The sequence below is a fragment of the Lacticaseibacillus salsurivasis genome, assembly GCF_036246225.1.
Taxonomy (GTDB): domain Bacteria; phylum Bacillota; class Bacilli; order Lactobacillales; family Lactobacillaceae; genus Lacticaseibacillus; species Lacticaseibacillus salsurivasis.
The window spans coordinates 1-23,138 of record NZ_BTTP01000018.1 but is presented as its reverse complement, the minus strand read 5'-3'; the positions used below and the strand labels follow the sequence as shown (position 1 = coordinate 23,138).

Below are 23,138 nucleotides of genomic sequence, written 5' to 3'. Positions count from 1 at the left end.
ATTGTGTCGAAATAAGTGGATGAAAAATACCGTCAACGATGCCAAAAGATGGCCGGGCCCTTTTTGGCAGGGGGGAAAATTTGTTGTGAGAAAACGTAATCAGGTTTCATGTGAAACACCCAATGCTTGAGAATTGCCCTTGACCACTCACTTAACCGGAATGTTCAGCCACTTGCTATCGCAGAAGTGGCCCTTTTGTTGTCATTCGCCTTAAATTGGCACGATTTTTGCGTATAACAAATAAGAGGTGAGCAAAGTTGACGAAAATGGCAGAGCTAATTGTGACTGATTATGGCGTCAAGGCCGACGCAGCGGCTGTTCAAACCCGGGCCTTTCAGGCAGCGGTAGATGCGTGCCGTGATCTTGGCGGTGGGACGGTGGTTGTACCAGCAGGACGGTTTGTAATTGGTAGCATTCGGCTGTACAGCAATACGCGGTTATTGCTCAAAACCGGAGCTCTGATTAAAGGGTCCACCAACCTAGCTGATTACCAGACCTTTGGGGAGGACCCAGGTATCGCGTATTTGCACGCTGACTACTACATTAAAGCCTGGCATTTGCCGCCGTATTATTTTCATGCGCTGATTGCCGCGTACGATGCCACCGATATCACGATTGAGGCTGAACCACGGGCCATCATTGATGGGCAGGATGTGTTTGATCCGGCCGGTGAGGAATCGTTTCGCGGACCCATGGGCATGGTGTTCGCCAGAGTCTCAGGGTTAACGCTCAAGGGCTATACCATTCAAAACGCCGCGAACTGGGCGCATGTGATTGCGCGGTGCAAGGACGTTCAGATTAATAGCGTGACGGTGCTGGGCGGCCATGATGGCTTTGATTTGCATCACTCGCAGGCCATTGAAATTGGGCAGTGTGTTATCAAGTCCGGTGACGACTGTCTTGCCGGCTATGACATCACTGATTTGACGATGCATGATACGGTTTTGAATACGGCATGCAACAGCCTGCGCATTGGTGGGCGCCAGCTGAAGGTGACACGCTGCTTGTTTACCGGACCTGGGGAATACCCGCATCGCAGTGAAAATACTCATAATACCCATGCCATGGTGAAATGGTATGCGATGGCGGCTGATGCGGCCGTCGAATCGACGACTTTTGAAATCAGCCACTCGGTCATGTTTGAAGCCCGGAATTTGGTTACGTACACGTATGGCGACAAAGTCTTCATGCAAGATGGGCAACCTTTGCGCGTGCTTAGCTTGGTGGGGGATGTGATTGGCGAGCTTGAGCAGACGTCCAAATTCTTCGGCCATGGTCAGCCTGTTCAGTTGAAGCTCAGCCAGTGTCAGGTGACCCCGCCGAGCGGTCAGCCTTTGCTCCAGATTGATGATGCGGCAACCGTCGTGCTTGACGATGTGACTTTGACAGCGCCGACGACGATTCGCCGGCGTGGTCAGCCTGCGGTCGCGTTGAGCGGCCATATCGCGCACCAGGTCATTTAGACGGCTTGAGCTTTTGAATCCACTTCTTGAAGGCGGTAGAATAAACCTGAAAGAAGATGTTAAATCATGAAAATCACTGTATTAGGCGTCGGCGGCATGGGCAGCCGGTTTGCCTTGATGTTGCACCAAGCCGGCAACGACGTGACCTTGGTCGACGGCTGGCAAGCCAATATCGACGCCATTCGTCAAGATGGCATTCAGGCCAACTTTAACGGCAAGGCGGTCAGTGCCAAGATGCCGATTTACTCCCCGGCTGAAATCGAAAAAAGTGGCGTGCAAGCCGATTTGATTGTCGTCTTCCTCAAGTCTAACCAGTTGAAGACGATGTTCGATCAGGTCAAAGCGCTGATTCATCCGGATACTTACGTGCTGTGCCTGCTGAATGGGATCGGCCATGAAGATGTTTTGGAGCAATACGTGGCCAAGGATCACCTCATTCTTGGCATTACCATGTGGACTGCCGGCATGACCGGTCCTGGCCATGTCGAGTTGGTTGGGGATGGCGAGGTCGAGCTGCAAAACTTCGCGCCAGCGGGTAAAGACTTTGCGCTACAAGTGGTCGATGTCTTTGACAAAGCCGGTTTGCATCCAAAATATAGTGAGAACGTGAAGTATTCCATCTGGCGTAAGGCGTGCGTCAACGGCACGTTGAACTGCTTGTGTGCACTGCTGGATTGCAATATCGGTCAGTTCGGTAAGACGACGGAAGCACCGGACCTGCTCCACACGATTATCGCTGAATTTGCGGCGGTGGCGGCCAAGGAAGGCGTGATGCTGGATCAAACCGAAGTCTACAATCACGTCGCGGCGACCTTCACGGCGAACATTGCGGATCACTATCCTTCCATGCACCAAGACCTCGTGCAGCATCACCGTTTGACAGAAATTGATTTTATCGATGGTGCGGTGGCGCGCAAAGGCGAGAAGTACGGCATTCCAACGCCATACTGCAAGCTGCTGACACAGTTGGTTCACGCCAAAGAACAATTGATTGGCGCGAAATAGGGTTGAAAAAGGCGGCTGACATTTTCGTCAGTCGCCTTTTTTTATGCCAGGATACTAGTTAAAAGTGTCGTATTCGGCTGCCATCACCTTAAACATGTGCCGCCAGTGGGGCCACCACTGTTCGTATTGCGCAGCGGTCTCGGGATTCGGCGTGTAATGCGCGAAGTCACTTGGTTCCTGGTTGATTTGGGCCAGCGAATTCCAGCGGCCCAAGCCAAGTAGACCAATCGCAGCCGCCCCGCGCGCGGAGCTTTGGCCACCATCCAGCACGTTGAGCGACCGGTTCAAAATATCCGCCGTCAATTGGCACCAAAACGGACTTTGGGCGAAGCCGCCAGCGGCAAACAGTGGCGCATCGTTGCCCGCCAGCTGCAGCTTTTGATCAACTAGCTTGAGGTTAAATAGCATGCCTTCTACTGCCGCACGAATGAGGTCGGCGCGGGTGTGTTGGGCGGTTAAGCCGAGGTAGCTCCCAAAGGCGTTGGAGTCCCATAACGGGGCCCGTTCGCCGTGCAGATAAGGCAGGAACACTAGATGATGCGCATTCGCCGGCGCCTCAGCAGCCTCGGCCAAAAGCGCGGGATAGTCGGCTTCCTGACTCGGATCAAAGACTTGCTGAAGCCAGTTCAGGACGTTGCCACCGTTGTTGACCGGGCCGCCATTGACCCAATAACCAGGGGCGAGGTAATAGCTAAAGGTTTGGCTGCTGGCATCCAGTTGCAGATCATGCAGCGTGGTGCGCAAGGCGGCGGAAGTGCCAATCGTCAGCGTTTCGTCACCAGGGCGAATCGCGCCGAGGCCGAGGTTGCTTAACGGGCCGTCGGTGGCGCCGAGCACTAGCGGCAGACCGGCGGGCAAGTTGAGCAGTGAGGCACCATCCGCAGAAAGTGGCACATGCGCTGTGGTTTCAACCAGCGTCGGGAGCTGTTTGGTTTCGACGCCAGCCAGCGCCAGCAGGTCCGGGGCCCAAGCTTTATTTCCCGGGAAAAACAACCCAGTGGCATTGGCGGTGCTGTAATCCATGACATATTGCCCAGTTAAGACGGCAAAAAGATAGCTTTTGAGATCGAGCACATGCGCGGCTCGCGCCACCAGACCCGGCTGCGTTTGGTTCAGCCAAAGCAGTTTGGCAAAGGGAGTCATGGGATGGATCGGCACCCCGGTTTGCCGCAGCAAAGCGGCTGTGGCCGGTTCGTGCAGCTGATCAACAATGGCGGCCGAGCGGTTGTCAGCCCAGGTCATGATTTGCGTCAGCGGTTGATCATCCGTATCCGTCAGCACCAAGCTATGCATAGCCCCGGAGAAGCTCAAACCAATCACCTGGGCAGCGTCAATCTGGGTTAACACTTCCCGCACGCCAGCCTGCACTGCTGTCAGCAAATCAGCTGGCGCTTGTTCCGCCATGCCTGGCGTGGTTTGCGCCAGCGGGTAGCCATGATTCGCACTGGCCAAGGCGTTAGCGTTGAGGTCGTAGGCGACCACCTTGGTACTGGTGGTGCCAATATCGACTGCAATAATGGATTCTGTCATATCAAACTCAATTCTTGTCGATGGGATGGCCGCCGAATTCGTTGCGCAGAGCGGCGACGACTTTACCGGTCATGGTGTCAGTGCGTTCAGAGTTGTAGCGCGCCATCAAGGCCGCGGTGATCACTGGTGTCGGGGTGTGCTGGCGAATGCCTTCCTCAACCGTCCAGGCGCCTTCACCACTGGAGTGCATCACGCCTTTAAGCTGCTCAAGCTTCGGATCTTTGGAAAAGGCATCGGCCGCTAGCTCCATTAGCCAGCCGCGAATGACACTGCCGTGATCCCACATGGCAGCGACAGCTTCGTTGTCGTAGTCGAACGGCGAGTTGGCCAGCACATCAAAGCCTTCACCGATGGCCGCCATCATACCGTATTCGATGCCGTTGTGGACCATTTTCAGATAGTGACCGGAGCCGGCAGGGCCAGTGTAGAGGTAACCACCAGGCTGAGCGATGGCTTCAAACAGCGGCTCAATTGTGGCAAACACGGCCTTGTCGCCGCCAATCATGAAGTTCCCATTGGCCCGGGCGCCGGACATGCCACCTGAACTGCCGACGTCAAAGAAGTGCATTTGCTTGGCGTCAAAGGCCTTGGCTTCCGCCAGCGAATCCTGATAGTAGGAATTCCCACCGTCAATGATGCGGTCGCCAGCCGTTGCTAGTTCGCGTAAGGACTGCAGGGTGGCTTTGGTTGGTTTGCCAGCAGGCACCATCACCCAAATCAGGCGTGGGGTCTGAAGGCTGTCAATCAATGCGGCCAGGGTGTCAGCGGTGGTGATGCCTACTTCAGTAGCGCGGGTGCGGGCTTCTGGCATCAAGTCAAAGGCCTTCACGGTCAGGCCGTGGTCTTGCATGTTCTGAGCCAGGTTCAGGCCCATTTTTCCGAGTCCAATCAATCCAATTTCCATGATGTGTTTGTTTGCTCCAATCTGTGTTTGCGATAGTCGTCGTTCAAAATAGTATCACTAAAGGGGCTAGGGACGCGAATGAAGCCAGCGCGTCTTGGTGCTTCACGCTAGTTGCGCTCAAGTCGGCAACGCTCGAGCGAATAGCTACGACAGAAGCATCAAAGCTAAAGTGCAGCTTTGATGCTTCTGCCTAGGCTACTCGTCGAGCTAAAAACGCCGACTTTCGCAGCCTTACTTCGCAGCCTTACTTCGCAGCCTTTGCGCATGCTTCAATCAGCCCGTTCAGGTACTGACTCCCGAGGGCGCGGTCATAGAGGCCATAACCGGCACGGCCGGTTTCGCCCCAAATCATACGGCCGTGGTCTGGGCGGATGTAGCCGTCAAAGCCGCTTTCTGTCAGGGTGTTGATGATCTCGTACATATCGATAGAGCCTGCCGAAGAGGCGTGGGCGGTTTCGTGGAAGTCGCCGTTTGCCCCGCGCTTGAGATTGCGGGCATGCACGAATGGGACGCGATCCAGCCCGACGAATTCGCGGATAATCGCAGGGACGTCGTTGGCCGGGTCTTCGCCGAGGCTGCCGACGCACAGGGTCAAGCCGTTCATCGGGCTATCGACCATGTGAATGATGCGGTCCAGATCATCGCGGTTTTTGACGATGCGGGGCAGGCCGAACAGCGGCTGCGGCGGGTCGTCAGGGTGAATGGCCATTTTGATGCCCACTGCTTCGCAAGTGGGGATGATGGCAGCAAGGAAATAGCGCAGGTTTTCTGCCAAGTCCGCTTCGGTGACCCCTTCGTAGGCGGTGAACAGGGTGGCGAGGTCATCAAGGCGTTCCGGTTCCCAACCAGGCATCGGGTATTCATCATGCGCGGCTTTGGCCTTGGCAATCATGGCTTGAGCGCTGCCTTGCACCTGGGTGTGGTCGAAGGCCAAATCCGTGGAACCGTCTGGCAACTGGTAAAACAGGTCAGTCCGGGTCCAGTCAAAAATCGGCATAAAATTGTAGCAAATCACCTTGATGCCATACTTGGCCAGGCGTTTGATGGTGGTGATGTAGTTTTCGATGTACTGATCGCGGCTGGGCCGGCCGAGCTTGATATCTTCGTGAATGTTGACGGACTCGATGACTTCTAGCTTCATGCCGGCGGCTTCAACTTGCTGCTTCAAAGCCGCAATCTCGGCTTCTGGCCAGGCAGCGCCGGCCGGCTGGTCGAACAAGGTGCCAACGATTTGATCCACGCCAGGGAGCTGGCGAATTTGCTGTAACTTGACGGGATCGGCATCTTCGCCGAACCAGCGGAAACTCATTTTCATGGTCATTAAGCGTCTACTCCTTTAGCAAAAGCAGTGGTATCAGGCAAGGTACGGTTTTTGATCAAGTCACGATACCAGAGGCCTGAGCGTTTCAGCCGGCGGGCGAGGTTGTGCTCGAGGTCGATTTCAACTAAACCGTAGCGATTCTTGAAGGCATTCATCGGGGACACACAATCGGTGAAGGCCCAGAGCATGTAGCCTTCGCAGTTCGCGCCTTCGTTGACGGCCTTGATCAGCCAGTGCAAGTGTTCCTGGATGAAGTTGATGCGATAGTCGTCATTGATCATGCCGCTGTCATCGCGGAACTGGGCTTCGTTTTCAATGCCCATGCCGTTTTCACTGATGAACCACGGGAAGTTGTTGTATTCATTCTTCATGATCATAGCGAGGTCATACATCATTGGGGGATAGATTTCCCAGCCGCGGGAGGCGTTGAACTTGCGCCCCGGCAGGACAAAATCGTCGTAGTACTTACGCGGATTGAAGGCGGCTTGCGGATTCCACAGGTGTTCCGGTTCCTTGACGCGGGCCGGGAAGTAGAGGTTCAGGCCAATCACGTCGATGGTGTTCGCCGCAATGATGCCATCGTCTTGCGGCTCCGCCTTGAACTGGATGTCGTTGTGATCCAGCAAAGTCAGGAGCTCATGGCTGTAGTGCCCCTTGAGCAGCGGGTCGACGAACAGCCGGTTGTGGAACAGGTCATAGGCGTGCGCGGCGTCAACGTCCGGTTGATAACCCGCAGCTCGCGGATAGGCAAATTCCCAGTTGTGGATAATACCCACGCGGCCGGGTAGGTCCATGTCCCGGTAGGATTTCACCACTAGCGCGGTGGCGAGGACTTTGTGGTAGTTGCACTGCATCCATTTTTGCGGATTGAGGTCATGCGGGTAGCGCACGCCGTCGAGGTGAATGCGGGTTTGCGGGACAATCGGTTCGTTGAAGGTGAACCAGTCGCAGACCCGATCGCCGTAGCGCTTGAACAAAATGCGGGCGTATTCGACGAACAGCCGGACGACTTCGCGAGAATTCCAGCCGCCGAATTTATCCTGCAGGAATTGCGGCACTTCATAGTGTTCCATCGCAATCATCGGTTTGATGCCGGCGGCGAGCAAGGCGTTGATCACATCATCAATGTGCTGGGCGTAGTCTTCATCGACCGTGAGTTTTTCGTAGTCGGTGAAAAAGCGGCTCCAGTTAATCGAGGTGCGGTAGGTTTTCAGGCCAATTTCTTTCATTAAATCAATATCTTCCTGATATCGGGTCATGAAGTCGGTGGCCACGTCTGGGCCTTTGCCATTGTGCCAAACGAAATACTCGTTTTTGTACCAATCATCCAAGTAGGAGTCTTGGCCCGGCTTTTTGCCTTTCCAACCTTCTGTTTGCCAAGCGGAAGAAGCGGCGCCTAATTGAAATTGTTCTGGAATTTGCATGAAGTCCTCCTATATAACGGCTGCGTGACGGGAAATGAGAAACGGACCTGACGTTGTCGGTCAGATCCGCCTTTGTTTAAGAGTGAAAATTAGGCCTTAGCGTCGGCTTGATCGGCGGCATCGGCAACGTCTTGAGCGAGGTTGCGCTGATTATTCGCGATTTTGACGAATGGCAGGTAAATCAGAATGGAAACGAGGATGCAGACCACCTGAGTGGCAACCGCGCCCCAGCTCCCGCCAGTCGCTAAGAAGCCAGAAATCAGTGGTGGCGTTGGCCATGGCGTGTAAACATAGGCTTTAGCCGCAAACCCGGTAATGGTGGCGATGTAGCCGATGGTCCCAGTGACCAGTGGGGTGATGACGAACGGAATCCCTAGGATTGGGTTCAGCACGATTGGCATCCCGAAGATGACGGGTTCGTTAATGTTGAACAGCCCAGGAATGAAGGACAACTTGGCAATCGCCTTGAAGTCTTCCCGCTTGCTGACCATGAAAATGGCAATCAACAAGCCAATGGTTAACCCGGAACCACCCATGCTCATATACATATCCCAGAAAGGCATGGTGATGACGTTTGGCAGTGGCTTGCCAGCAGCGAAGGCTTCGGTGTTGGCGGTGATCGCCGCAATCAACAGGGGTTCGCGGATCGGCTTGATCATCTGGTTGCCGTGAATCCCGATTAACCAGAACACTTGGGAAACCAGCATCAGCAGCAAGATCCCAGGCAGGCCTTGCACGACGTTTTGCAATGGTTGTTGAACCAAGCTGTAAATAATGTCGAACAGGGACATGCCGGTGGCCAAGTTCACGAGGAAGCTGCCCAAAGCAATGATGGCCACGGTGAACATGGTTGGGAACAAAGCAGAGAAGCTGACCGACACGTTACTTGGTACACTGTCTGGCATCGTGATGATCAGGGCTTTACGGTGCCGCAACCAGTTGTAAAGTTCAACGGAAATGATGGCAATGAACATCCCAAGGAACAGGCCCTTAGTATCGGTATATTGCTTAGCGAAAACGTCCGTAACCGCAATCGTCTTATTATTGCTGGTGACAAAGTTATAAATAGAAGGGTTGATGCTGACATAACTCATGAGGGCGATGACACCTGGGAAGTAACCCTCGATGTGATTGCGTTTCCCCATTTGAATCCCGATCAGGAACACGGCATAAATAGTGAAGAAACTCAGCGTGGCATAGTTGATGGCGGCAGTGATTGGCTTGAATGTGACCAACCAGTGCAAGGCTTTGATCTGCGCCAGCCCGTTGACGTCATCGAAGACCATGCTGGAAAACAAAGTCGCAAAGGCCCCGGTGATAATGATCGGGATCAAAGAGTAGAATGATTCCTTAATCGCGGAAATGTACTTGTTGTTGTTCACAACCAGCGCAACGCGGTTAAGACCATTGATGATCTTGTCTTTCATTGTACTTTTTCCTCCAAACTGATATATTAGTATATGAATACGATTTCATCATAACGAGACAGGCCTCCGTTGTCAAATAAAATTTGAGAAAGCGTTACAATATGAGGGCAGTCATTCGTTTGACGACCGAAAAGTGAGGGACCAACGTGCAAAATCCAGCCGGTAACATGCAAACCACCGCCTACGACCAACTGCGCGACATGATCATCCATGCCGAGCTGATTCCAGGCGAAAAAATCAGCGAAGCCACTTTAATGACCCAGCTTAGACTGGGTCGCACGCCGCTGCGCGAAGCCATGATTCAACTGCGCCAGCAAGGCCTGGTGGAAATGATTCCCCAAAGCGGGACCTACATCACCAAAATCGACCTCACCGTCGCTGAGGATGCCCGTTTCGTGCGAGAAGTGTTGGAGCGGCGGATTGTTAAAGAGGCGATTCAGGCCCACAGCGCCACGCTGCTCACCACGCTGAAAAGCCTGATTGCCCAGGCGGAAGTGATGTCCGAAACCCGCGATCCGCGTGCTTTCTTCCAATTTGATAATGATTTCCATCACGCCTTGTTCCAGGCGGCGAATAAAGACACCGTCTGGCAGTGGCTCCAAAGTTTGAACATGCAGCTGGACCGGTTCCGCTGGCTCCGGTTGTCGGTCACGGCGCTGGATTGGAAGACCATCATTGCCCAGCATCAGGAAATTTTGCAGGCTGTGGCCGCTGGGGATGCTGCCGCCGGTGAAAAGCTGATCGGGCAGCATTTGAAGTTGATGCTGGAAGAAGAAGGCAGTTTGCTGAAGCAGTATCCAGATTATTTTGCGGAGCGGTAAGGAGCTGATAATTTCGGCGTCTTATTTAGATGATTGAGAATAAATAAATTACCCCATGACGGCTGTAAAGGAGCTCAGCATCATGGGGTAGTTTTTTATGCCGTATATATTTGGGGGATGCGACTTTTAGAATCGGGAAACCTAATTTTTATTGGAGAAAGAGTAGTTTACTCATCGCGGGGTGATTACAAGTTCTCTTATAAAGTGAACTTTTCCTCTTGGTAATTGTATTCAGCATATTGTTCACTAGGGGCGTGTTGGACCGCAAGGAATTTTTGATCATCACGTTCGTCTTCAGCGGCGAGTTCTTCAACGCGGCGTTGATGACGACCACCAATATATTCGGTGCTCAAAAACTCATCAACAATTAACTTGGCAAGCTCAACACCAATTACTCGCGATCCTAGTGAAAGCACGTTTGCATTATTATGCTCGCGTGCCAGCTTGGCTGAGTATGGTTCACTCACTGACGCACAGCGAATTCCGGAAACCTTGTTGGCGGCGATACCAATGCCGATTCCGGTACCACACATGATGATGCCAAGGTCGTAGTCGCCGTTGGCAACTGCCTCACCGACCGCTTTGCCGTAAATAGGATAGTCGGTTCGATTGTGGTCATAGGTACCAAAATCATGAACTTCAAACCCCAATTGTTTAACGTATTCTATGAGCGGATTTTTGAGATCGATACCTGCGTGATCTGAACCAAAAGCAATTTTTCGCTTGGTATTCATAGTTATGTTAACTGGCAATGTTTACAACTCCTTTAAGCTTGGGATGATTTCGGAATAAGGCTTGTCTTTTCCGAAGAGTGCAGACGTGCCTACAACAAAATTATCAGCCCCAATAGCGGCAAGTTGCTTGATGCGATCTGGAGAAATCGCACCATCGACAGTGATTTGAAAATGAAAAGTAGACTTGAGTGCGGCTAGCTTTTCGATTTTTGGGACCACATATTCGCAGAAAGGCTGGCCGGCAAAACCGGGATTGACCGTCATTACCAAAACTCGATCTACGATTGGAAGCAAAGCCTCAATTGTAGCAACTGAAGTGCTGGGATTGATAGCCAAGCCGGCTAACATTTTGTCCTGTGTGATTCTGTTTAAAGTGCTGCCGGGATTTCGATCGGCTTCAAAGTGAATATCAATTTCTGTGGATCCTAATGAGCGGAACAAAGGTATATAACGCCCGGGATTATCGACCATTAAGTGGGTATCGAGGGGAATAGTGGAAAGCTTGTGAACCGCCTCAAAATCTTCAACGCCCAGAGCGAAATTTGAAACAAATTGGCCATCCATGATGTCCATATGGAACATATCTGCGCCTGCTGCTTGTAGCGTGTCAATCTCTTTTGAGATCTGCGTGAAGTCAGCAACCATTAGTGACGGATAAATTGAATTTGTCATAGAAATATCTCCTATGCCGATTCACGAGACACTAATTGAACTGGAACCGTGATTTTCTTAGGGATGTCAGCCTCTGGATCGGCGATTAACTTGGTTATTGTCTGAACTGATAAAGTGGCGATTTTTTCGATGTCCTGACGCACAGTGGTTAATGCAGGGGTTACTAATCTGGCGTACGTGTTATCGTCAAAACCCACAATGCCTAGGTCGGTGGGTACTTTAATTCCTAGATCGATGGCTTTTCGGAGAGTTAATGCAGCAATATAGTCCCCCAGGCAGAACAAACCTAACCGCTGTTTTGTGTGTTGTTTTAAGAACTTTTCAAGAGACGCTTCATAGGGGGTGATTTCGTTATGAGGCAACGCAAAGAAATGATCCTCAGAGATGGGGATGTTGTTTAACTCAAGTGCCGACTTAAAGCCTGCAATTCGGGCCGCCCGTGATGTCGATTTGTGTTGTTGTGAAACTAAAATCGGAGTATACCCGCGATCGATTATTCGCTGGGTGGCAATTAGAGCTCCGGTTTTATGATCGGATGAGATGAAGAACGTATCTTCGTTCTTGGGCTCACGATCAATGCAGAGAACAGGAATCTTATCTGATAAAGAGGCGGAATCAAATGGGTGTTCCCCCGAGATTACAATCAAGGCGTCAATTGATTTGGCTTCAAGCGTGTTGAGATAGTACTCCTCCATGGCCAGATCGCGCTGGGTGTCGCAGATGATTGTTGAGAAGCCCAATTCAAAGAGCCCTTTCTCAAGTTCTTGTACAGTTCTACTGAAAAACTCATTAGTAAGGTCGGGTACTAGGACACCAATCGTATTAGAGCGATTCATGCGAAGACTCTTGGCTAAAGTATTAGTCTGATAGCCCGTTTCTTTGATGATATTTTGGACTCGCTGTCTTGTTTCCTCAGAAAATCGACCATTGTTGTTGATCACTCTAGATACGGTGGCAGCTGATACTCCGGCAAGACGGGCAATTTCCTTTAGGGATACTTTGGCCTTGTTTGTGACTTCGCTCATGGATAAGACTTCCATTTCTTAATGATATTAAATCTGGGATGTAATTATTTGGGTAAACGTTATCTCATCGTCAATATAGACCAAACGTTGCAACTGTGCAAGGACAATACCGGACATTTATAAACATATGGCATGTCGACAATGGAAAAAAGCCTAGATATCAAGGATTGTTTTGAAAAGTGTAGACTATTTTTAAGATTTTTGTTGACTTTGAAATAGAAAGGGTTTTCAATAGGGCCTAGGGGATGAGGGAAAACGTTTACTCAAATTGCGACATAAACAGAAAGCGAGGGACCTTAACCGGGCATAAGTCACGGTTTACTAACAAGTTTAAGGATTAAGTTTGAGTTGATTATCCGGAAGGAACAGAAATAATTCTATATACCCACCTGAGGTTAGGAGGAGCAGAAATGCTGGAAAAGATTAAACAACGGATCCCAGTGGATTCGATACTCAGCGGTGTAACGAAGTTTAGTAATTTCAAGTTTATCAAGGCAATGAAGGATGGTTTGGCCATTACAATGCCCTTCACCATTATTGGGTCCTTCTTCTTGATTTTAAGTAATTTTCCTTATCAGCCTGTAGCTGATCAATTAGCCGCTTGGGGGTGGTCACCATATCTGAGTGCAGCGAGTGGTGCAACCTTTGACATGATGGCGGCATACGCTGTAATTGCATTAACCATTCAATGGGTTAAGAATGAAGGCTTTGACGGTGTACCTGCTGGATTACTTGCATTCGCAGCTTTTGAAATTCTTTTACCACAGTCCGTTGATGTTTTGAATGCGAAAGGCAAAGTCGTTGGCACAGCCACAGGCGTCATCGATAAAGCATGGACTGGTGGCCAAGGCTTAATTGGGGCTATCTTAATTGCGACAGTAGTTGGTATGGTCTATTCATGGTTCTTGAAGCATAAAATTACAATTAAAATGCCAGAAATGGTTCCACCTGCAATTGCGGGTGCGTTTACTGCTATCATCCCTGGGGCTGCAATTATTGTTGGTTCAGTGCTGGTTCGCCTATTCTTCAACGTTACAACTGGCGAAACGATGATGCAGACAATTTACAAGTACCTGCAAGTACCGCTGCAAGGTATGACTGATTCGTTCGCAGGATTGATGATCTTTATTCTCCTGATGAACGGTTTCTGGGCCTTTGGGGTTCACGGCTCAATGATTGTTAACGGCTTGCTTGGACCTATTTTGCAGGCCAACACGCTGGACAACGCTCGGCTTGCAAAACAAGGGGCAGAAGCCCTTCAAGCGCATGGTCACATTTTCATTCAGCCGCTGATTGACCAATTCGTTAATGTCTCAGGTGCTGGGATGATGTTTGGGTTGGTTATGTATCTGCTATTCTTCTCTAAGTCACAAGCATTCAGAAAGTTGGGTAAACTGTCCGCTTTACCAATGAGTTTCCAGATTGTGGAACCAATCCTCTTCGGATTACCAATTGTGTTTAACCCAATCATGATTGTGCCATTTATTCTTCAATCGCTACTTTCAGGCGGTTTGACTTACATGATGATTGCCATTGGGGTGTTGCCGAAGTTAACAGGCGTTATGTTGCCTTGGACGACGCCGGCGGTTATTTCGGGATATCTAGTTGGGGGCATCCCGTACATGCTCTGGCAGATTCTAATGTTGGTAATGAGCTTCTTTGTATACTTCCCGTTTGCGAGAATCAGCGATCGCATGAATTTGGAACGAGAAGAAGGCAAGTTATCTGCAGAGTAGATAATGGTTATTGATGCAATGTGAGGAAGGAAATGATGTCATTGGCTAAAGCTTTTCCAAGTAATTTTTTATGGGGTAGCAGTACAAATGCGCAACAGTTTGAAGGCGGTTGGGACGAGGGCGGTAAAGGCTTATCCATTTCAGATGTTCGAGTCCTAGACAACGATTATTCAAATTTTCATGTGGCGAGTGATCATTATCACCATCTAGAGGAAGATTTGGATTTGTTAGAAGAAATGGGAATGTCAATATATCGTTTCTCCATTGCCTGGTCGAGAATACTACCTTCTGGGGATGATGAGGAGCCAAACTCAGAGGGCCTTGCCTTCTATGATCGAATGGTCGACGGGCTGATTGCGCGGCACATTGTTCCGGTTGCTACCTTATATGCCTATGATTTACCATTAGCTCTTCTAAAAAAGTATCGCGGGTTTTTGAGCCGTAAATGCATCGATGCATATGTTCATTATGCTGAAGTGGTTTTCGAACATTTTAAGGGGCGTATCAAGTACTATGTCCCGTTTAATGAGCCAAACACTTTTCATCGTGACAGCTTCTATGTTGCAGGAGATGCAAATCTAACTCAGCCTGAAATTTGGCAGTGTGAGCATCATTTCACTTTAGCGTATGTCAGGGCGGTTAAATCGTGCCATCGAATTGATCCTAGTGCCAAGATTGGGCCGAACTGTGCATGCTCTATCACTTACCCGTTAAGTGCTGATCCGAAAGACATGCGGGCTGCGACGAGACAAATGTATTTTGACAGCTACGCTTATATGGATTTGTATATCAAAGGCGAATATCCTGCGTATTTCACGCACTACCTGGAAAGCATTAACTGCATGCCACACATGGAGCCGGGAGACTTAGAAGAACTAGCGGGCGTCAAACCTGATTTTCTTTCCAGCACTTACTATTTCTCGAGTGTGGCAAGTTACAATAAGCCAGATAAGTCACTAGAAACCTCAAGACCTGACAAGATGTTCCAAGAAGGGTTGGTTCGATACGGAACACGTGTCGAAAACCCATATACTCCGACCAACGAATGGGGATGGAATATCGATCCGGATGGCTTCTATTACCAGCTAATGGACCTATATTACCGCTATGGCCTTCCGATTCTAATCCTAGAGAATGGTTACGGGGCTACAGAACAATTAGATGCTGATAATAAGGTTCGTGATGATTACCGCATTGACTATTTGGCTAAACACCTTGAGTGTCTGAAGGAAGCTATTGCTGATGGGGTCGATGTTATTGGTTATTTGACATGGTCAGCTTTTGATTTACACTCGACCCGACAAGGCTTCATCAAGCGGTATGGATTTGTGTATATTGATCGTTATGAGCATGATCTCAGGACGCTCAAACGTTATCCAAAAAAATCGTTTTATTGGTACAAGCAAGTGACTCAGTCAAATGGCGAGGACTTATCGACAGACCATATTGATTACTGATCCTGTCGATTTTAAATTTAGTTTTGAATGCGTTTCTGCACACTAGAGATTCTCTCCGCGGGAGGGAATCTTTTTATTTTTGGGCGAAAGCGAACTCAATCGGCACGCGTATTGTTCTGTCTGTGAAATCTGACCAAAAGTTCAGAATTAACCATCAGCTTTTCCTTGCAACCTCGCCCACAATTGCTAAACTAGTTCTAACTAGTTTTTAATGTTGGGAGGCAGGCCGATGACAAGCGACTTGAGTTTTCGCGCGGGGTTGAAGGACGTTTTGCCCACAGTGTTCGGCTATATTGGCGTGGGGCTGGCGTTTGGCGTGGTGGCGCACACCGCGCATTTGTCGGTATGGCTGGTGATGCTGATGTCCTTGATTGTCTATGCCGGTTCGGCGCAGTTCGTGTTGGCCAGCATGCTGATGGCCGGTAGTCCAATCGGGGCCATGGTAGCGTCGGTATTCCTGATCAACGCCCGCATGAGTCTGATGTCGATGACCGTCGCCCCTTATCTTAAAAAGGAATCCTTAACCCAAAATGTGCTGATTGGCAGCCTGCTCACCGATGAAACCTTTGCCCTGTCAATGAATAAACTGAACGCGACCAAGCGGCAGCTGAAGCCAGCCTGGTTTCATGCCGCTAACCTTGGTGCTTACCTCGTTTGGTGCGTGGCAACGATGGTGGGTGTGCTGATTGGCAACATGATTCCCGATGCTAAAACGTTCGGGTTGGATTTTGCCGTGGTGGCGATGTTCATCGGGCTGCTGTACCTGCAGATGATTACCGATAAAACACGGCCGCTGCTCCAGCATCTTACCGTAGCAGGATTTGTGGCGCTGACGATGATTGTGCTCATGCGTTTCATCCCAGGCACCTCGGCCATTTTGGTGGCAACGGTGCTGGGCTGCTTATTCGGAATGGTGGCGGTGAAGCGATGACAAATTATATTCTCCTAACCATTGTTCTGAGCGGGCTGGTCACCTGGTTGCTGCGGGTCGTGCCGTTTGTACTGGTGAAAACCACCACGCTACCGGCAGCAGTGGTGCGGTTTTTGAGCTTTGTGCCAGTGGCGATTTTAACGGCAATTTTTGTGGAAAGTCTGCTGGTGTATCGCTCTGGTGCTTGGCCGGGGGTCAACTGGGAAAATCTCTTGGCCTCGTTGCCGGCAGTGGTGACTGCGGTCATCACCAAGAGCCTGCTGGCGGTGGTGCTGGTGGGCGTCATCGCGATGGCCGTGATTCGGCTATTAGGATGGGGCTAGTGCTTGACCACCAAAAAAACCTTCATCAACTCGACTGCGAGTGATGAAGGTTTTTTTGCACCGTGCTTAATGGCGGCGCAAACGATTGAGGCCAAAAAGACTAATTAGCAAGGCACCGCCAGCTAAAGCGACTAGCGGGTTGGCTTTGTCGCCGGTGGCTGGTAGGCGTTTGGTTGCCGTTGCTGGCCGCGATGATCGGGATGGCTCAGCAGTTTTTGCGGTATTAGTGGATGGTGCCGGCGTTGGGACTGGCGTGGGCTTAGGCGTCGGTTTGGGGTCAGGCTTTGGTTCTGGTTTTGGCTCGGGTTGAGGATCCGGTTTTGGATCTGGACCCGGCTCTGGATCCGGCCCTGGTTCTGGATCCGGCCCTGGTTCTGGATCTGGGCCCGGCTCTGGGTCAGGTCCTGGTGTGGGCTCGCTTTGGCCAATGATTTTAAACGTTTGGCCTTGTGAGTAGCCCGTCATCTGGCCCCCGTCTGTGCGATGAAAGCTGATATTGGCAAACACATAGCTGTCGGTATCACCGGTGACGGTTAATGTGAACGGGATGGTGAACGTCCCACTAGGCGCAGTTGGGTCGGGCGCAGTGGCTTGGCCAGTGACAATTTTCACTGCAGGATTATTGCTCAAAATGATGAGTGAATCCAGCGGCAACGCCCCGGTGAGGCCGTAGTAACTGACGATGAGTTCGCCCTGATAACTCTGGTCAGCGACCACTTCGGCGATGTCCGACTGGTGGCTCTGTCCGTCCAGCATAAAGGTGAAGTTACCGACTTCAAAGCCTGAACTGGCTGGTTGAACGCTGACGGTGGCGGTAGCAGCTACGACCGGCTTAGCCGCCGACCAAGTGGCGGTAGTGAGGCCAAGACAACTGGCCGTGGCCAAAATAACGAAATATTTTTTCAAAAAAGTGTCCCCCTTAACGCAGGCATTATACAAGAGAAACCAACGTTTATCAGCAATATACTTAAATTATTATCTAAAACTGGTTGAATTCTAATGTCGTTTTATAAATAGGCTTTTAAGCCCGATAAAGTTTGTGGTTCCGCGCGATAATTTTGCGCTACACTGAAGGCAACGCATCATGCGTAGGAGGCTATCATCATGCAACTGATCGTCAAGCAGCTTCAAACCGAATTAAGCAACGACGCCACGTTAACCGCATATTTAGCCGACAACTCGCCGGAGATTGAGCCGGCGCGCGTGCGGCCGGCAGTGCTCATCTGTCCTGGGGGCGGCTACGAGTTTGTGTCCGATCGCGAGGCTGAACCCGTGGCACTGCGGCTGCTGGCGGCGGGGTATCAGGCCTTGGTGTTGCGCTACAGTGTCGGCCAGACGCATCCGTACCCCGCTGCACTGCTGGAGCTGGCCACGGCGATGCAGCTGACGCGTCAAAACGCCGCGGCGTGGCACATCAATCCTGATCAGATTGTGGTGGCTGGTTTTTCCGCCGGTGGCCACTTGGCTGGCAGCTTGGCTACCGGTTGGGATGGCCCACTTTTGAAACGGTATGGTTTCAAAGCGTCTGAGGTTAAGCCGAATGCGCTGATGTTGGCCTACCCCGTGATTACGGCGGGCAAGTTCGCTCATCGCGCTTCTTTTCTTAACCTGTTGGGCCCGCACCCGACTGATGCAGCGCTCGCCGCAGTCTCATTGGAGCACCAAGTCACGCCGACTACACCACCGACATTCCTATGGGCCACCGTAACGGATGATACTGTGCCGGTAGAAAACACGCTGCTTTTCGCTAACGCTTTGCAGGCCAATCACGTGTCCTTTGAACTTCATCTGTTCCCAAGCGGCGGGCATGGCTTGAGTTTGGCGACACATGAAACCTACAGCCAGCGCAACGCTTACGGCATTGAACCAGCCGTGGCGCAGTGGGTGGCACTGTTTACCAAATGGGTCGATACGCAGTTTAACCGCGGGCCATTTGTGGCCTGAGCTTTGTATTTCCCGGGCAATTTCGCTACAGTAAAGTTATCCCAACCTGATGGAGGTTATCACGATGATTACAATGGCTTATATCGGCAACGGCAAGGCGACCAATCGCTATCACCTGCCTTTTTCTCAGCAGGTGGCCGGCCTGAAGATCAAAACAGTCTATGCGCGCCATGATAATTCACCATGGCCGAAGCAGCCCGGCATTGCTTACACGACCAATATCGACGACATCTGGAACGACCCTGAAGTGACACTGGTAGCCATCACCACACCGCCGGCTGCCCATTACGAGCTGGCGATAGCGGCGCTAGCCCATGGCAAAAACGTGCTACTGGAAAAGCCGTTTACCGAAACTGCGGCGCAGGCGAAGGAACTGTTTGCTTTTGCGAAAAAGCAGGGTTTGTTGCTCGAAGGCTATCAGAACCGGCGCTTTGACTCTGACTTCTTGACCGTGCAAAAGGTGATTGAATCAGGCAAGCTCGGCCAGATCTATGAAGTCGAAAACAATTTTGACTACTACCGGCCGCGGTCTTCCGAGCAAAGTACCGGCTACTCGCGCTTGGGTAGCTTCTTATATGGTCACGCCGTGCACACGGTGGATCAGGTGCTGTCCTACTGGGGCGAACCAGAGTCGATTCAATATGACGTGCATCAGATGCTAGGCCCGGGCCACGACGCGGATTACTTCGATCTCGATTTGCATTATCCCCAGGGCCTGAAGATCTCGGTGAAGTCTAGTCACTTCCGCCTGATTTATCGGCCGTCCTTTGTGGTTTACGGCACGCGCGGGCGCTTCCTGAAACAGGAAACCGATCAACAAGAGGCGATGATGAAGAAATTCTACATGCCAAGCCCTGATCACCTCGATTTTGGCGTTGATACACCGGACCAGTACGGGATTTTATCGTATATGGATGATGCCGGCCAATTCCACGAAGAAAAAGTGGTTTCGGCTGTCGGCGGATATCAATATTTCTATGAAGCGTTGGTTAAAACCCTGACCGAAGGCGCGCCGCAAGTGGTGACGCCGGAGCAGACGATTAAACTGATGGAAATTCTGGAAACCGGGGCCGAACAGCTGGAAGCAACACTGTAATTCAAGCGTACTGAGATCAAAGCCAGCCCTAACCGTGTAGACGGTTAGGGCTGGCTTTTTCTATCTTAAAAGGCTAATTATCCTTAGTATGGGCTTACGCCGCAGTCCTCATAGTTGCGCTACGCGGGGCAACGCCCGTGCACATAGCTACGCATTAGCCCTCGCCGCGAAGAACGCGGCAATGCCTAACGCTAGGCTACGCGACGGGCTAAGTGCGCTCCGCTTCGCAGCCTGCTCCACAGCGTGTAAATCAGTCCCGAGTCCTGTTGCTTTGCGCTTTTGGTTTGGTTAAAATATGAGATACGAGCAGGAAAATTCTGCCAAATTTATGAGAAAAAGGATGATGATATATGGACGATCCCGGTGAACATAGGCCGATGACCCATTTAGACGTAACTACCCTTCAACAAGAACTCGATGTGCCTGATTTAGAGGCTGGCTTAACCAGCGAAGAGGCGCAAAAGCGTTTGGCACAAAATGGGCCGAATGCGTTGGAGTCGCACACGACACCTAAATGGGTCATTTTCATCCGTCAGTTCAACAGCCTGATCATTTATATTTTGATTGGAGCAGCCGTGCTGACGACGGTGATGGGGCACATGACCGATACGATCATTATTGCCCTGGTCATTATTATCAATGCGATCATCGGTTATTCGCAGGAGAGCAATGCCAGCAACGCGCTTGAAAAAATCAAGCAGATGCTGGCCCACACCGCCACGGTTTACCGCGATGGCGAACGTGTCGATATCGACACGGCTGACATTGTAGTGGGCGATGTGGTGTTCCTCGAAGCTGGGGATAATGTCCCAGCTGACCTGCGCCTGTTCGACATTGATAATCTTTCGATTCAAGAAGCCGCTTTGACCGGTGAAAGTAATTCCGTGCAAAAGCAAGTCGAAGCCTTACCGGCCGAGACGCCGCTGGCGGAGCAAACCAATATGGCGTTTGCCTCTACCGCGGTCGCGACAGGTTCCGGGATGGGGCTGGTCGTAGCGACTGGGAAAGATACTGAACTGGGTAAGATTTCACAAGCGGTTGCCGACGTGCGCAAAGGGAAAACTCCGATGATGCGCGAACTCGACAACCTTGGGAAAGGTATTTCGTACGGCATCTTGGCCGTGGCTGTGGTGCTGTTCGGCCTCGGCATGTGGTCGGGTCAATACACCATGGGCACTTTGGCGCTGGCCATTGTCACCATGGTGGTGGGCTCGATGCCGGAAGGCCTGCCAGCGACAACCTCTGTGGTGTTGGCCATGGGGATGCAACAACTGGTGCGCAAGGAAAACACCATCGTCAAAACCTTGCCGGCGGTGGAAACCTTGGGCTCAGTCGATGTCATTGCCACGGATAAAACCGGGACGCTGACGAAAAACGAAATGACCATCACCCAAATCGTCACCCCTAAGCACGAATATGAAGTCTCCGGCACGGGCTATACGCCAACCGGCCACTTTACCTTGCACGGCGAAACCGTGACGCCGCAGGACCGCGCCGACTTGCGCGACCTGCTGATTGCCGGGTTTGAAGCCAACGATACCACGCTGGCAGAAATCGATGGCAAATACGAAATCAACGGTGAACCGACGGACGGCTCATTTTTAACCGCGTACTTCAAGGGTTATGAAGAAGAACCGGACTACGAAGAATTGGATATGCTGCCATTTGACTCGGATAACCGGCACATGGCCAAGTTAATGGCATTGCCGAATGGGAAGCATCGTCTGTTCGTCAAGGGCTCACCGGATAAGGTGTTGCCGATGGCGCAGGCGGCGGACCCTGATTTTGATGCGCAACGCTACTTGGATTTGACCAAGAATTATTCCCAAAACGGCCAGCGCGTCATCGCCGTCGCGGCGCAAACGGTCAGTGCTGACGTGACTGAAATCACCGATGAGCTGTGCACGGCTGGCGTCACCTTCCTAGGTCTGGCGGCAATCATCGACCCGCCGCGGGAAGAAGTCATCGAATCGATTGCCCACATGCGCATGGCAGGCGTTAAGGTGCGGATGATTACCGGGGACCACCCGGACACCGCGCTGGCGATTGCCAAAAAGTTGGGCTTGGCAGATTCCCCAACCGTGATTACCGGGACCGAGCTGGCGGCGTTAAATGATGCCGACCGCACCAAAGCGATGGTGGCCACGGATGTCTTCGCCCGCACGACGCCGGCGGATAAGCTGGCCATCATCACCGCTTTGCAAGAAGCTGGTAATGTCACGGCCATGGTCGGCGACGGCGTGAACGATGCGCCGGCGCTGAAGAAGGCGGATATCGGGGTGGCCATGGGTCAATCCGGGACCGACGTGGCAAAAGACGCGGCGGACATGATTTTGACCGACGATAAGTTCACCACCATGGAGAAGGCGATTGCCCAAGGCCGCCGGATCTATGACAACATCAAAAAGAGTATCTTGTTCCTGCTACCAACCAGTTTTGCGGAAGGCTTGGTCATCGCGTTTACGATTTTGACTCAAGACAACATGCCGCTGAACGCCAGTCAAATGTTGTGGATCAACATGGTTTCGGCCATCACGATTCAATTCGCGTTTATCTGGGAACCGGCCGAACCAGGCATCATGGCGCGGCCGCCGCGTTCGAACACCGCTAGCATGATGAACCTGCATGATATCGTGCAGATGATTTATGTGTCGGTGATGATTTCCGGGATCGGGCTGATTGCCCATGACTTCCTGCTGGATAATGGTTATGTCACCGCCACGGTGGCTTCCACGATGATGGTTAACATCATCATCCTGGGGAAGATTTTCTACCTGTTCAACATTCGCACCAGTGCGCCGGCGCTGTCGAAGCAGTTCTTCAAAAACCCCATGGCTTTCGTGGTCATCGGCTTGATGATGCTCCTGCAGTTCTCGATCACCTACGTGCCATTCATGCAAGATGTCTTCCGCACTGCGGGGATGTCCTGGCTGGAATGGGGCGTCGCGGTCGGCGCTGGGGTGATTACCCTGATCGTCACCGAAGCCGACAAGCTCGTGCGGTTAGCTTATCGCAAGTGGGCACATAAAGAGCGGGCCGTTGGGGCAGAGAAACAAGCTTAATCAATAGATTAGTCAATTAGTTGATAACCTGTCATAATGACAGCGAAGAGAAATTCCATGTCGATCACCGCATCGGGAGTAGTGACCTGATGTAAGTCGGCGGCGGGCGTCCTTAATGGGCACCCGTTTTTTGTTGCGACGAATTGTCAACTCAAGTGCAACTTTTTACCCAGGAAGACTTCTGATGGCGTCTTCCAGCCTAAGACCTTGCGTGGTCGGTTATTCAGTTGTTCAATATAAGTCTCAATTTCCTGGTCGCTCTG

19 protein-coding genes and 1 pseudogene are annotated in these 23,138 nt (G+C 51.4%); 10 read left to right on the top strand and 10 right to left on the bottom strand.

Translation table 11 applies throughout. The features are described from left to right. Positions 1-266 precede the first annotated feature (266 nt). Positions 267-1,463: a glycosyl hydrolase family 28 protein gene (locus tag AAA927_RS10835; RefSeq protein WP_338217861.1), complete on the top strand. Its 1,197-nt coding sequence runs from the start codon at positions 267-269 to the stop codon at positions 1,461-1,463. 66 nt (positions 1,464-1,529) lie between these two features. Continuing rightward, positions 1,530-2,468, top strand: coding sequence for a 2-dehydropantoate 2-reductase (locus AAA927_RS10830; protein WP_338217843.1), 939 nt, complete (start codon positions 1,530-1,532; stop codon positions 2,466-2,468). Positions 2,469-2,522: 54 nt separating this feature from the next. Here AAA927_RS10830 and AAA927_RS10825 read toward each other — a convergent pair whose 3' ends face one another. The 5 genes from AAA927_RS10825 to AAA927_RS10805 all read right to left on the bottom strand — a co-directional run bounded on the left by AAA927_RS10825 (position 2,523) and on the right by AAA927_RS10805 (position 9,074). Then, on the bottom strand, positions 2,523-3,998 hold the full coding sequence (locus tag AAA927_RS10825) for a gluconokinase (RefSeq protein WP_338217842.1): 1,476 nt from the start codon (positions 3,996-3,998) through the stop codon (positions 2,523-2,525). 7 nt (positions 3,999-4,005) lie between these two features. Further along, positions 4,006-4,902 (bottom strand): phosphogluconate dehydrogenase (NAD(+)-dependent, decarboxylating), encoded by an 897-nt coding sequence (gene gnd, locus AAA927_RS10820; RefSeq protein WP_338217841.1) that lies wholly within the window; start codon positions 4,900-4,902, stop codon positions 4,006-4,008. Between the two features lie 244 nt (positions 4,903-5,146). Beyond that, the gene (locus tag AAA927_RS10815; protein WP_338217860.1) at positions 5,147-6,217 is read right to left on the bottom strand and encodes a mannonate dehydratase; all 1,071 of its coding nucleotides are present in this window, start codon (positions 6,215-6,217) and stop codon (positions 5,147-5,149) included. A gap of 5 nt (positions 6,218-6,222) precedes the next feature. Then, positions 6,223-7,647: a glycoside hydrolase family 1 protein gene (locus AAA927_RS10810; protein WP_338217840.1), complete on the bottom strand. Its 1,425-nt coding sequence runs from the start codon at positions 7,645-7,647 to the stop codon at positions 6,223-6,225. Positions 7,648-7,736: 89 nt separating this feature from the next. Further along, positions 7,737-9,074, bottom strand: coding sequence for a PTS sugar transporter subunit IIC (locus AAA927_RS10805; protein WP_204118988.1), 1,338 nt, complete (start codon positions 9,072-9,074; stop codon positions 7,737-7,739). Positions 9,075-9,220: 146 nt separating this feature from the next. Here AAA927_RS10805 and AAA927_RS10800 point away from each other — a divergent pair, with 146 nt between their 5' ends. After that, a complete protein-coding gene (locus tag AAA927_RS10800) occupies positions 9,221-9,895 on the top strand; it encodes a GntR family transcriptional regulator (protein ID WP_338217839.1) in 675 nt (224 codons plus the stop codon). A 197-nt stretch (positions 9,896-10,092) separates the two neighbouring features. On the opposite strand, the gene rpiB is transcribed toward AAA927_RS10800, so the two are convergent. From rpiB to AAA927_RS10785, 3 genes are read right to left on the bottom strand one after another with little or no spacing between them, the layout of a single operon-like run. Next, complete coding sequence (rpiB, locus tag AAA927_RS10795; RefSeq protein WP_338217859.1) at positions 10,093-10,629, bottom strand: ribose 5-phosphate isomerase B; 537 nt, start codon at positions 10,627-10,629, stop codon at positions 10,093-10,095. 21 nt (positions 10,630-10,650) lie between these two features. Continuing rightward, positions 10,651-11,301, bottom strand: a complete 651-nt coding sequence (locus AAA927_RS10790; RefSeq protein ID WP_338217838.1) for a ribulose-phosphate 3-epimerase — start codon at positions 11,299-11,301, stop codon at positions 10,651-10,653. An 11-nt stretch (positions 11,302-11,312) separates the two neighbouring features. Continuing rightward, complete coding sequence (locus AAA927_RS10785) at positions 11,313-12,326, bottom strand: LacI family DNA-binding transcriptional regulator (RefSeq protein WP_338217837.1); 1,014 nt, start codon at positions 12,324-12,326, stop codon at positions 11,313-11,315. Positions 12,327-12,736: 410 nt separating this feature from the next. Between AAA927_RS10785 and AAA927_RS10780 the strand changes: the two genes are divergently transcribed. From AAA927_RS10780 to AAA927_RS10765, 4 genes are all read left to right on the top strand, one after another. Beyond that, positions 12,737-14,062: a PTS sugar transporter subunit IIC gene (locus tag AAA927_RS10780; RefSeq protein WP_338217836.1), complete on the top strand. Its 1,326-nt coding sequence runs from the start codon at positions 12,737-12,739 to the stop codon at positions 14,060-14,062. Positions 14,063-14,097: 35 nt separating this feature from the next. Beyond that, the gene (locus AAA927_RS10775; protein ID WP_338217835.1) at positions 14,098-15,519 is read left to right on the top strand and encodes a glycoside hydrolase family 1 protein; all 1,422 of its coding nucleotides are present in this window, start codon (positions 14,098-14,100) and stop codon (positions 15,517-15,519) included. Between the two features lie 229 nt (positions 15,520-15,748). Beyond that, positions 15,749-16,450, top strand: a complete 702-nt coding sequence (locus AAA927_RS10770) for an AzlC family ABC transporter permease (protein WP_338217834.1) — start codon at positions 15,749-15,751, stop codon at positions 16,448-16,450. Next, the gene (locus AAA927_RS10765) at positions 16,447-16,773 is read left to right on the top strand and encodes an AzlD domain-containing protein (RefSeq protein WP_338217833.1); all 327 of its coding nucleotides are present in this window, start codon (positions 16,447-16,449) and stop codon (positions 16,771-16,773) included. Before AAA927_RS10770 ends, AAA927_RS10765 begins: the two co-directional genes overlap by 4 nt. A gap of 66 nt (positions 16,774-16,839) precedes the next feature. Here AAA927_RS10765 and AAA927_RS10760 read toward each other — a convergent pair whose 3' ends face one another. Next, positions 16,840-17,679 (bottom strand): LPXTG cell wall anchor domain-containing protein, encoded by an 840-nt coding sequence (locus tag AAA927_RS10760; RefSeq protein ID WP_338217832.1) that lies wholly within the window; start codon positions 17,677-17,679, stop codon positions 16,840-16,842. A gap of 198 nt (positions 17,680-17,877) precedes the next feature. Between AAA927_RS10760 and AAA927_RS10755 the strand changes: the two genes are divergently transcribed. From AAA927_RS10755 to AAA927_RS10745, 3 genes are all read left to right on the top strand, one after another. Continuing rightward, positions 17,878-18,717, top strand: coding sequence for an alpha/beta hydrolase (locus AAA927_RS10755; protein ID WP_338217831.1), 840 nt, complete (start codon positions 17,878-17,880; stop codon positions 18,715-18,717). A 64-nt stretch (positions 18,718-18,781) separates the two neighbouring features. Beyond that, the gene (locus AAA927_RS10750; protein ID WP_338217830.1) at positions 18,782-19,813 is read left to right on the top strand and encodes a Gfo/Idh/MocA family oxidoreductase; all 1,032 of its coding nucleotides are present in this window, start codon (positions 18,782-18,784) and stop codon (positions 19,811-19,813) included. Positions 19,814-20,163: 350 nt separating this feature from the next. Then, positions 20,164-22,875 (top strand): HAD-IC family P-type ATPase, encoded by a 2,712-nt coding sequence (locus AAA927_RS10745; RefSeq protein WP_338217829.1) that lies wholly within the window; start codon positions 20,164-20,166, stop codon positions 22,873-22,875. Between the two features lie 146 nt (positions 22,876-23,021). Here AAA927_RS10745 and AAA927_RS10740 read toward each other — a convergent pair. Beyond that, positions 23,022-23,138: pseudogene (locus AAA927_RS10740) on the bottom strand (IS30 family transposase); the annotation flags it as partial.